The 10,527-nt window shown below is 44.2% G+C and carries 14 protein-coding genes and 10 pseudogenes; all 24 read left to right on the forward strand.

Translation table 11 applies throughout. The features are described 5' to 3' along the window. Positions 1-1,012: pseudogene (locus tag BST93_RS14100) on the forward strand (hypothetical protein); the annotation flags it as partial. Between the two features lie 9 nt (positions 1,013-1,021). After that, positions 1,022-1,312 (forward strand): hypothetical protein, encoded by a 291-nt coding sequence (locus BST93_RS00250; RefSeq protein ID WP_105017656.1) that lies wholly within the window; start codon positions 1,022-1,024, stop codon positions 1,310-1,312. Between the two features lie 31 nt (positions 1,313-1,343). After that, entirely contained in the window at positions 1,344-1,697 is a 354-nt protein-coding gene (locus tag BST93_RS00255) for a CLIPPER-2 domain-containing protein (RefSeq protein ID WP_444850715.1), read from the forward strand. A 327-nt stretch (positions 1,698-2,024) separates the two neighbouring features. Then, positions 2,025-2,249 (forward strand): annotated as a pseudogene (locus BST93_RS14730) (SdrD B-like domain-containing protein); the annotation flags it as partial. Positions 2,250-2,326: 77 nt separating this feature from the next. Beyond that, positions 2,327-2,461 (forward strand): annotated as a pseudogene (locus tag BST93_RS14735) (SdrD B-like domain-containing protein); the annotation flags it as partial. Positions 2,462-2,487: 26 nt separating this feature from the next. Then, entirely contained in the window at positions 2,488-2,853 is a 366-nt protein-coding gene (locus tag BST93_RS14740) for an SdrD B-like domain-containing protein (protein ID WP_105017664.1), read from the forward strand. Between the two features lie 76 nt (positions 2,854-2,929). Then, positions 2,930-3,154: pseudogene (locus BST93_RS14745) on the forward strand (SdrD B-like domain-containing protein); the annotation flags it as partial. Between the two features lie 76 nt (positions 3,155-3,230). Next, positions 3,231-3,389: pseudogene (locus BST93_RS14750) on the forward strand (SdrD B-like domain-containing protein); the annotation flags it as partial. 142 nt (positions 3,390-3,531) lie between these two features. Next, positions 3,532-3,690, forward strand: a pseudogene (locus BST93_RS14755) (SdrD B-like domain-containing protein); the annotation flags it as partial. A gap of 166 nt (positions 3,691-3,856) precedes the next feature. Further along, positions 3,857-4,183 (forward strand): annotated as a pseudogene (locus tag BST93_RS14760) (SdrD B-like domain-containing protein); the annotation flags it as partial. Then, entirely contained in the window at positions 4,164-4,358 is a 195-nt protein-coding gene (locus BST93_RS00295) for a hypothetical protein (protein ID WP_105017658.1), read from the forward strand. The pseudogene BST93_RS14760 and the gene BST93_RS00295, both read left to right, overlap by 20 nt. A gap of 80 nt (positions 4,359-4,438) precedes the next feature. Continuing rightward, a pseudogene (locus tag BST93_RS14765) lies at positions 4,439-4,594 on the forward strand (SdrD B-like domain-containing protein); the annotation flags it as partial. A gap of 376 nt (positions 4,595-4,970) precedes the next feature. Continuing rightward, on the forward strand, positions 4,971-5,261 hold the full coding sequence (locus BST93_RS14770; RefSeq protein WP_105017666.1) for an SdrD B-like domain-containing protein: 291 nt from the start codon (positions 4,971-4,973) through the stop codon (positions 5,259-5,261). 77 nt (positions 5,262-5,338) lie between these two features. Continuing rightward, positions 5,339-5,563: pseudogene (locus BST93_RS14775) on the forward strand (SdrD B-like domain-containing protein); the annotation flags it as partial. A 98-nt stretch (positions 5,564-5,661) separates the two neighbouring features. Next, positions 5,662-6,108: pseudogene (locus tag BST93_RS14780) on the forward strand (SdrD B-like domain-containing protein); the annotation flags it as partial. Continuing rightward, complete coding sequence (locus BST93_RS00320; protein ID WP_105017659.1) at positions 6,047-6,412, forward strand: SdrD B-like domain-containing protein; 366 nt, start codon at positions 6,047-6,049, stop codon at positions 6,410-6,412. The pseudogene BST93_RS14780 and the gene BST93_RS00320, both read left to right, overlap by 62 nt. After that, positions 6,348-6,530 carry a hypothetical protein gene (locus BST93_RS14000; RefSeq protein ID WP_146104953.1) on the forward strand — a complete coding sequence of 61 codons (183 nt, stop codon included), beginning with the start codon at positions 6,348-6,350 and terminating at the stop codon, positions 6,528-6,530. Before BST93_RS00320 ends, BST93_RS14000 begins: the two co-directional genes overlap by 65 nt. Next, on the forward strand, positions 6,509-6,715 hold the full coding sequence (locus BST93_RS14785; protein WP_105017668.1) for an SdrD B-like domain-containing protein: 207 nt from the start codon (positions 6,509-6,511) through the stop codon (positions 6,713-6,715). The genes BST93_RS14000 and BST93_RS14785 overlap by 22 nt, the downstream gene beginning before the upstream one ends. Before the next feature lie 297 nt (positions 6,716-7,012). After that, positions 7,013-7,330, forward strand: a complete 318-nt coding sequence (locus BST93_RS14790; protein ID WP_373420721.1) for an SdrD B-like domain-containing protein — start codon at positions 7,013-7,015, stop codon at positions 7,328-7,330. Positions 7,331-8,296: 966 nt separating this feature from the next. Further along, positions 8,297-8,593: an SdrD B-like domain-containing protein gene (locus BST93_RS00330; RefSeq protein WP_105017660.1), complete on the forward strand. Its 297-nt coding sequence runs from the start codon at positions 8,297-8,299 to the stop codon at positions 8,591-8,593. Positions 8,594-9,220: 627 nt separating this feature from the next. Further along, complete coding sequence (locus BST93_RS14110; RefSeq protein ID WP_181072501.1) at positions 9,221-9,382, forward strand: hypothetical protein; 162 nt, start codon at positions 9,221-9,223, stop codon at positions 9,380-9,382. Positions 9,383-9,409: 27 nt separating this feature from the next. Continuing rightward, complete coding sequence (locus BST93_RS00335) at positions 9,410-9,538, forward strand: SdrD B-like domain-containing protein (protein ID WP_105017661.1); 129 nt, start codon at positions 9,410-9,412, stop codon at positions 9,536-9,538. After that, a complete protein-coding gene (locus BST93_RS00340; protein WP_105017662.1) occupies positions 9,504-9,848 on the forward strand; it encodes a hypothetical protein in 345 nt (114 codons plus the stop codon). Before BST93_RS00335 ends, BST93_RS00340 begins: the two co-directional genes overlap by 35 nt. 146 nt (positions 9,849-9,994) lie before the next feature. Next, positions 9,995-10,201 (forward strand): hypothetical protein, encoded by a 207-nt coding sequence (locus tag BST93_RS00345; RefSeq protein ID WP_146104954.1) that lies wholly within the window; start codon positions 9,995-9,997, stop codon positions 10,199-10,201. The last annotated feature ends 326 nt before the right edge of the window (positions 10,202-10,527 follow it).

The following is a 10,527-nucleotide window of genomic DNA, read 5'->3' on the forward strand; positions in this document are numbered from 1 at the left end:
ATTATTGCCAGTAAATACAGATACGGTGGACCTACCTGATTATCTGGATCTAAATTCTGACAATCAAGGTGGTAATGATACTGTTGAAGCTGGATTAACTTTATCAGGTAATGATTCCGATAATGACGGTTTGGACGATGCAGTTGATCAAACACCTACCTATGCTGATCCTAATGGTAATATAGATGATACTGCTAACTTACCAGATACCGATGGCGATTTAAATTCTGGAGGTAATGTAGACTTCAGGGATCGCAGTTTACCAAATGACGAAGATGGTGATGGAGTTGTAGATAGAGATGACTTAGATGATGATAATGACGGAATTACCGATATCACAGAAGGTTTTGAGTTTTACACAGATAATTCTACAACTTGTACTGGTCAAACTTACAATTTTAATGGAGGTACGTTAATCTCAGGTACGGCAGGTCAAGTAGGAGCTAGATACAGATTTTCTGGAGTTCGCGCAGGAATTGATGCTATTGTTGAAATTACACAAAGATCTACTGGAGCAACATTAAATTCTATTGATAACGCTTCTGGTGATGCAAATGCATGGCAGCCTGTAATTAATTATTCTGCAGCATCCTCTGGTGATTTAACAGTTACCTTCAATGTTCAATTGGTAGATGCTGGAACTACTAATCTTACTGTTGTTAATAGAATTAGTGGATTTATTCAGGATGTTGACAGCGACGGGTCAGGTAGAATTAGAGAATTCTATAGATTAAGGAATTTAGTGGGTTATTCATTAAATAATCCTACGAATATTATTGCAACAAATCTTACTGGTGGAGTAACTCAATTTAGAGCAAACGGGACTGGTTCTGCTCCGATTGAGCCTATAGATACCGATGCGAGATATAAAGTATTCTTCCAGCGTCAAGATGTTAATCAATTTGAATATGTAATTGGTGTAACAAAAAATATTAATGCTGCACAAAGTAGATTCTATAGTGTTCAATTCGATGAATGTGTTATAGATGACTTCGTGGTGAACCAACTGTAGTAATTATCAATGCCCAGATTTAGATGGAGATGTATTCCTAATCATTTAGATCCAGATTCCGATGGTGATGGATGTTCTGATACTGTAGAAGCTGGTTTTATTGATGCTTTCGCGAAAGCGCAGGAAGATGGAATCCTTGGTAATTTAGCTCCTGAAACAGTGAACAGTAGTAATGGTCTTGTTACTAGCGGTGAATCAGGAGAAGGTTATACCGAACCAGCAGATTTAAATTCTAACGGACACCAGATTTTCTCGAAGCTGTTTCGCAGAAGCTTGTTCAACTCAGTTAGAAATTACTAAAACAAGTACATTTGATCCTGCAACAGGAGTTATTAGTTATACCTATATAGTTCAAAATATAGGTTCTAGTTTTGCTTTTGATGTAACGGTTTCAGAGTCTGCCGGACTATTTACAGGTACAAACACACCTTTGCCTACTCCAGCTTATCAATCGGGAGGAACCAATGAAGATGGTGAAGGAGATGCTATTGATTTAAGACCAGGAGCCTCTGCTACCTTTACAGCGGTTTATACGATTAATCAACAAGATATTAATTCAGGTCAAGTAGATAATCAAGCTATTGCCAATGCAGTTGATGATAATGAGATCCAATTTCAGATGTTTCTGATGACGGTAACGATGGCGACGGTAATACAGAGGATGATATTACCGAAACTATATTAGGTTCAGGTAACCTTGAAGGAGTTGTATATAATGATGTTAATGGTAATGGAACTTTTGATACTGGAGATGTTCTTCTTTCTAATGTTGATGTAGTTATTACTCCTACAAATGGTGATCCAGTAACGGTTCAAACGAATGCAAGTGGTCAATTCACTGCAACAGTTTTATCTGGCGATGCTACCGTAGATATCAATGATGCAGATCTACCAGTAGGTTTCGTACAAACAGAAGGAACTGATCCTACGGATGTAACAGTACGGCTGGAGCAACAACGACAGAAGAAGACAACGATTCAATGTACCAGGCACGGTAACAGGAGTAGTTTATAATGATGTAAACGGAAACGGGACACAAGATGCAGGCGAGCCAGGCATAGAAAACGTAGAAGTTACGATTACGGACAGTGCAGGTCAAGCAGTAACCGTTCAGACGGATGCAACAGGAACTTACACGGCTCAAGTAGCAGCGCCAGGCACAGCAAGCGTAGATATCGATGATGCAGATCTACCAGTAGATTTGTACAAACAGAAGGAACTGATCCTACGGATGTAACAGTAACGGCTGGAGCAACAACGACAGAAGAAGACAACGGATTCAATGTACCAGGCACGGTAACAGGAGTAGTTTATAATGATGTAAACGGAAACGGGACACAAGATGCAGGCGAGCCAGGCATAGAAAACGTAGAAGTTACGATTACGGACAGTGCAGGTCAAGCAGTAACCGTTCAGACGGATGCAACAGAACTTACACGGCTCAAGTAGCAGCACCAGGCACAGCAAGCGTAGATATCGATGATGCAGATCTACCAGTAGGTTTCGTACAAACAGAAGGAACTGATCCTACGGATGTAACAGTAACGGCTGGAGCAACAACGACAGAAGAAGACAACGGATTCAATGTACCAGGCACGGTAACAGGAGTAGTTTATAATGATGTAAACGGAAACGGGACACAAGATGCAGGCGAGCCAGGCATAGAAAACGTAGAAGTTACGATTACGGACAGTGCAGGTCAAGCAGTAACCGTTCAGACGGATGCAACAGGAACTTACACGGCTCAAGTAGCAGCACCAGGCACAGCAAGCGTAGATATCGATGATGCAGATCTACCAGTAGTTTCGTACAAACAGAAGGAACTGATCCTACGGATGTAACAGTAACGGCTGGAGCAACAACGACAGAAGAAGACAACGATTCAACGTACCAGGCACGGTAACAGGAGTAGTTTATAATGATGTAAACGGAAACGGGACACAAGATGCAGGTGAGCCAGGCATAGAAAACGTAGAAGTTACGATTACGGACAGTGCAGGTCAAGCAGTAACCGTTCAGACTGATGCAACAGGAACTTACACGGCTCAAGTAGCAGCGCCAGGCACAGCAAGCGTAGATATCGATGATGCAGATCTACCAGTAGGTTTCGTACAAACAGAAGAACTGATCCTACGAATGTAACAGTAACGGCTGAGCAACAACGACAGAAGAAGACAACGGATTCAATGTACCAGGCACGGTAACAGGAGTAGTTTATAATGATGTAAACGGAAACGGGACACAAGATGCAGGCGAGCCAGGCATAGAAAACGTAGAAGTTACGATTACGGACAGTGCAGGTCAAGCAGTAACCGTTCAGACGGATGCAACAGGAACTTACACGGCTCAAGTAGCAGCGCCAGCACAGCAAGCGTAGATATCGATGATGCAGATCTACCAGTAGATTTGTACAAACAGAAGGAACTGATCCTACGGATGTAACAGTAACGGCTGGAGCAACAACGACAGAAGAAGACAACGGATTCAATGTACCAGGCACGGTAACAGGAGTAGTTTATAATGATGTAAACGGAAACGGGACACAAGATGCAGGCGAGCCAGGCATAGAAAACGTAGAAGTTACGATTACGGACAGTGCAGGTCAAGCAGTAACCGTTCAGACGGATGCAACAGGAGCTTACACGGCTCAAGTAGCAGCGCCAGCACAGCAAGCGTAGATATCGATGATGCAGATCTACCAGTAGGTTTCGTACAAACAGAAGGAACTGATCCTACGAATGTAACAGTAACGGCTGGAGCAACAACGACAGAAGAAGACAACGGATTCAATGTACCAGGCACGGTAACAGGAGTAGTTTATAATGATGTAAACGAAACGGGACACAAGATGCAGGCGAGCCAGGCATAGAAAACGTAGAAGTTACGATTACGGACAGTGCAGGTCAAGCAGTAACCGTTCAGACGGATGCAACAGGAGCTTACACGGCTCAAGTAGCAGCACCAGGCACAGCAAGCGTAGAAATCGATGATGCAGATCTACCAGTAGGTTTCGTACAAACAGAAGGAACTGATCCTACCAATGTAACAGTAACGGCTGGAGCAACAACGACAGAAGAAGACAACGGATTCAATGTACCAGGCACGGTAACAGGAGTAGTTTATAATGATGTAAACGAAAACGGGACACAAGATGCAGGCGAGCCAGCATAGAAAACGTAGAAGTTCGATTACGGACAGTGCAGGTCAAGCAGTAACCGTTCAGACGGATGCAACAGGAGCTTACACGGCTCAAGTAGCAGCACCAGGCACAGCAAGCGTAGATATCGATGATGCAGATCTACCAGTAGGTTCGTACAAACAGAAGGAACTGATCCTACGGATGTAACAGTAACGGCTGGAGCAACAACGACAGAAGAAGACAACGGATTCAATGTACCAGGCACGGTAACAGGAGTAGTTAATAATGATGTAAACGGAAACGGGACACAAGATGCAGGCGAGCCAGGCATAGAAAACGTAGAAGTTACGATTACGGACAGTGCAGGTCAAGCAGTAACTGTTCAGACGGATGCAACAGGAACTAACACGGCTCAAGTAGCAGCACCAGGCACAGCAACGTAGATATCGATGATGCAGATCTACCAGTAGGTTTCGTACAAACAGAAGGAACTGATCCTACGAATGTAACAGTAACGGCTGGAGCAACAACGACAGAAGAAGACAACGGATTCAATGTACCAGGCACGGTAACAGGAGTAGTTTATAATGATGTAAACGGAAACGGACACAAGATGCAGGCGAGCCAGGCATAGAAAACGTAGAAGTTACGATTACGGACAGTGCAGGTCAAGCAGTAACGTTCAGACGGATGCAACAGGAACTTACACGGCTCAAGTAGCAGCACCAGGCACAGCAAGCGTAGATATCGATGATGCAGATCTACCAGTAGGATTTGTACAAACAGAAGGAACTGATCCTACGGATGTAACAGTAACGGCTGGAGCAACAACGACAGAAGAAGACAACGGATCAATGTACCAGGCACGGTAACAGAGTAGTTTATAATGATGTAAACGGAAACGGGACACAAGATGCAGGTGAGCCAGGCATAGAAAACGTAGAAGTTACGATTACGGACAGTGCAGGTCAAGCAGTAACCGTTCAGACGGATGCAACAGGAACTTACACGGCTCAAGTAGCAGCACCAGGCACAGCAAGCGTAGATATCGATGATGCAGATCTACCAGTAGGTTCGTACAAACAGAAGGAACTGAACCTACGGATGTAACAGTAACGGCTGGAGCAACAACGACAGAAGAAGACAACGGATTCAACGTACCAGGCACGGTAACAGGAGTAGTTTATAATGATGTAAACGGAAACGGGACACAAGATGCAGGCGAGCCAGGCATAGAAAACGTAGAAGTTACGATTACGGACAGTGCAGGTCAAGCAGTAACCGTTCAGACGGATGCAACAGGAACTTACACGGCTCAAGTAGCAGCGCCAGGCACAGCAAGCGTAGATATCGATGATGCAGATCTACCAGTAGGTTCGTACAAACAGAAGGAACTGATCCTACGGATGTAACAGTAACGGCTGAGCAACAACGCAGAAGAAGACAACGGATTCAATGTACCAGGCACGGTAACAGGAGTAGTTTATAATGATGTAAACGGAACGGGACACAAGATGCAGGCGAGCCAGGCATAGAAAACGTAGAAGTTACGATTACGGACAGTGCAGGTCAAGCAGTAACCGTTCAGACGGATGCAACAGGAACTTACACGGCTCAAGTAGCAGCGCCAGGCACAGCAAGCGTAGATATCGATGATGCAGATCTACCAGTAGGTTTCGTACAAACAGAAGGAACTGATCCTACGAATGTAACAGTAACGGCTGGAGCAACAACGACAGAAGAAGACAACGGATTCAATGTACCAGGCACGGTAACAGGAGTAGTTTATAATGATGTAAACGGAAACGGGACACAAGATGCAGGCGAGCCAGGCATAGAAAACGTAGAAGTTACGATTACGGACAGTGCAGGTCAAGCAGTAACCGTTCAGACGGATGCACAGGAACTTACACGCTCAAGTAGCAGCGCCAGGCACAGCAAGCGTAGATATCGATGATGCAGATCTACCAGTAGGTTTCGTACAAACAGAAGGAACTGATCCTACGGATGTAACAGTAACGGCTGGAGCAACAACGACAGAAGAAGACAACGGATTCAATGTACCAGGCACGGTAACAGGAGTAGTTTATAATGATGTAAACGGAAACGGGACACAAGATGCAGGCGAGCCAGGCATAGAAAACGTAGAAGTTACGATTACGGACAGTGCAGGTCAAGCAGTAACCGTTCAGACGGATGCAACAGGAGCTTACACGGCTTCAAGTAGCAGCGCCAGGCACAGCAAGCGTAGATATCGATGATGCAGATCTACCAGTAGGTTTCGTACAAACAGAAGGAACTGATCCTACGGATGTAACAGTAACGGCTGGAGCAACAACGACAGAAGAAGACAACGGATTCAACGTACAGGCACGGTAACAGGAGTAGTTTATAATGATGTAAACGGAAACGGGACACAAGATGCAGGTGAGCCAGGCATAGAAAACGTAGAAGTTACGATTACGGACAGTGCAGGTCAAGCAGTAACCGTTCAGACTGATGCAACAGGAACTTACACGGCTCAAGTAGCAGCGCCAGGCCACAGCAAGCGTAGATATCGATGATGCAGATCTACCAGTAGGATTTGTACAAACAGAAGGAAACTGATCCTACGGAATGTAACAGTAACGGCTGGAGCAACAACGACAGAAGAAGACAACGGATTCAATGTACCAGGCACGGTAACAGGAGTAGTTTATAATGATGTAAACGGAAACGGGACACAAGATGCAGGCGAGCCAGGCATAGAAACGTAGAAGTTAACGATTACGGACAGTGCAGGTCAAGCAGTAACCGTTCAGACGGATGCAACAGGAACTTACACGGCTCAAGTAGCAGCGCCAGGCACAGCAAGCGTAGATATCGATGATGCAGATCTACCAGTAGGTTTCGTACAAACAGAAGGAACTGATCCTACGGATGTAACAGTAACGGCTGGAGCAACAAACGACAGAAGAAGACAACGGGATTCGAATGTACCAGGCACGGTAACAGGAGTAGTTTATAATGATGTAAACGGAAACGGGACACAAGATGCAGGCGAGCCAGGCATAGAAAACGTAGAAGTTACGATTACGGGACAGTGCAGGTCAAGCAGTAACCGTTCAGACGGATGCAACAGGAGCTTACACGGCTCCAAAGTAGCAGCGCCAGGCACAGCAAGCGTAAGATATCGATGATGCAGATCTACCAGTAAGTTTCGTACAAACAGAAGGAACTGATCCTACGAATGTAACAGTAAACGGCTGGAGCAACAACGACAGAAGAAGACAACGGATTCAATGTACCAGGCCGGTAAACAGGAGTAGTTTATAATGATGTTAAACGGAAACGGGACACAAGATGCAGGCCGAGCCAGGCAATAGAAAACGTAGAAGTTACGATTACGGACAGTGCAGGTCAAGCAGTAACCGTTCAGACGGATGCAACAGGAGCTTACACGGCTCAGTAGCAGCACCAAGGCATCAGCAAGCGTAGATATCGATGATGCAGATCTACCAGTAGTTTCGTACAAACAGAAGGAACTGATCCTAACGAAATGTAACAGTAACGCTGGAGCAACAACGACAGAAGAAGACAACGGATCAACGTACCAGGCACGGTAACAGGAGTAGTTTATAATGATGTAAACGGAAACGGACACAAGATGCAGGCGAGCCAGGCATAGAAAACGTAGAAGTTACGATTACGGACAGTGCAGGTCAAGCAAGTAACCGTTCAGAACGGATGCAACAGGAACTTACACGGCTCAAGTAGCAGCACCAAGGCACAGCAAGCGTAAGATATCGATGATGCAGATCTACCAGTAGGTTTCGTACAAACAGAAGGAACTGATCCTACGGATGTAACAGTAACGGCTGGAGCAACAACGACAGAAGAAGACAACGGATTCAATGTACCAGGCACGGTAACAGGAGTAGTTTATAATGATGTAAACGGAAACGGGAACAAGATGCAGGCGAAGCCAGGCATAGAAAACGTAGAAGTTACGATTACGGACAGTGCAGGTCAAGCAGTAACTGTTTCAGACGGATGCAACAGGAACTTACACGGCTCAAGTAGCAGCACCAGGCACAGCAAGCGTAGATATCGATGATGCAGATCTACCAGTAGTTTCGTACAAACAGAAGGAACTGATCCTACGAATGAACAGTAAACGGCTGGAGCAACAACGACAGAAGAAGACAACGGATTTCAATGTACCAGGCACGGTAACAGGAGTAGTTTATAATGATGTAAACGGAAACGGGACACAAGATGCAGGCGAGCCAGGCATAGAAAACGTAGAAGTTACGATTACGGACAGTGCAGGTCAAGCAGTAACCGTTCAGACGGATGCAACAGGAACTTACACGGCTCAAGTAGCAGCACCAGGCACAGCAAGCGTAGATATCGATGATGCAGATCTACCAGTAAGGATTTTGTACAAACAGAAGAACTGATCCTACGGATGTAACAGTAAACGGCTGGAGCAACAACGACAGAAGAAGACCAACGGATTCAATGTACCAGGCACGGTAACAGGAGTAGTTTATAATGATGTAAACGGAAACGGACACAAGATGCAGGTGAGCCAGGCATAGAAACGTAGAAGTTACGAATTACGGACAGTGCATGGTCAAGCAGTAACCGTTCAGAACGGATGCAACAGGAACTTACACGGCTCAAGTAGCAGCACCAGGCACAGCAAGCGTAGATATCGATGATGCAGATCTACCAGTAGGTTTCGTACAAACAGGAAGGAACTGATCCTACGGATGTAACAGTAGTGGCGGAACTACAGTAACGGAGGAGAACAACGGATAACTTATAGTTGAATCAAATCTTGCCCCTTGAAAAAACTAGCGGAGGCGTAAGTTGATACTAATGGTAATGGTATTACCGATGCAGGAGACACTATCACCATATAGCTTTACCGTAATTAACAATGGTAATGTTCAAGTCGAGAACTTGGTAATAAATGATAATACGATTGGATTTAATTAATGCTATTGTAACACCGTCTACGTTACTACCTGGTCAAACAGGTACTATAGTAGATCAAGTTTACACCTTAACGTCTTCGGATATTGCTGCAGGTTAGTAATCCAACACCGCAGTTTGTTGATGGTGGTTCGATAGATCCTAATGGTGATCCAGCAGGTCCTGTTAGCGATGATAGTGATGATCCTAATAATCCAGCAAACGTTAACCCAAGAATGCTGACACTGATCCTGATGATCCTACCATAACTAATTTAACGGCAGGCGGTATCTTAAATGGTGTTGTATTTTGATGATGAAAATGGTAATGGTGTTCAGGATGCAGGCGAACTTGGAATAGGAGGAGTTACAATCGATATAACTAACTCGGATGGTACAACACAAGCAAGTTATTACGAATCCTGATGGTAGTTGGTCGGTTGTTGTTCCAGCAGGAGTTACCACATCAAATATTGATGAGACGACCCTACCAAATGGAACGAGGTCCAAACAGCTGGTACTGATCCTACAACAACTAATGTTTGCAGCAGGTACAAGTGTAGGCGAACCTGCAGATGGTTTCCAAACACCAGAACCTAACTTAAGCTTAGATAAGGTTGCTAGCGCGGTCGCAGATGTTAATGGAAATGGATTTATTGTGCAGGTGATACAATTAACATATTCCTTTACTGTTACTAATAATGGAAATGTACAAGTCCCAGAATATTGTAATTGATGATGCAATTATTGGTGTGTCAGGATTAGTGATTACTCCTTCTGTGTTAAATGCAGGTGACGTTAGTAATGTTGTACTACAAACTACACGTTAACACAAGTGATATTAATAAACGGTAGCATAATAAACACGGCAAACTGCTACTGGTGAGGCTTTGGATTCAAATGGTACGAGTCCTAGGAAATGTTTCCGATGACTCTGATGATCCTAACGATCTTACTGGTCAAGACATAGATAGTGACGGTGATGAAGAGGACCCTACATTCGTAGATTTGAGCTCTCCTAATCTCGCTTTTCGCGAAAGCGACTCATATACCGATAGTAATGGTAACGGTATAGCAGAATGTCGGTGATATTGTTAACTTATTCATTTACAGTTCAGAATACTGGAAACACTGTTGTGACAAATGCAAGTATTAATGATACAACAATTGGAGTGACTAATTTACAGTAGTACCAGCTACCTTGAATCCAGGTGAATATAGGGACTGCATCTTTTGATTTATTCACTTACAGCAAAGTGATATTGCCAATGGACAAATAATTAAACTCGGCAAACGGTTACTGCTCAAACTACAGATTCTCAAGGAAATGTATTTACCTTAATGTTTCTGATGTTTCAGATGATCCTGATGATCTTACAAATGTAGATACTGATTCTGACGGAGATTTTGAAGAC

The sequence above is a fragment of the Nonlabens tegetincola genome (genome assembly GCF_002954355.1).
GTDB lineage: Bacteria > Bacteroidota > Bacteroidia > Flavobacteriales > Flavobacteriaceae > Nonlabens > Nonlabens tegetincola.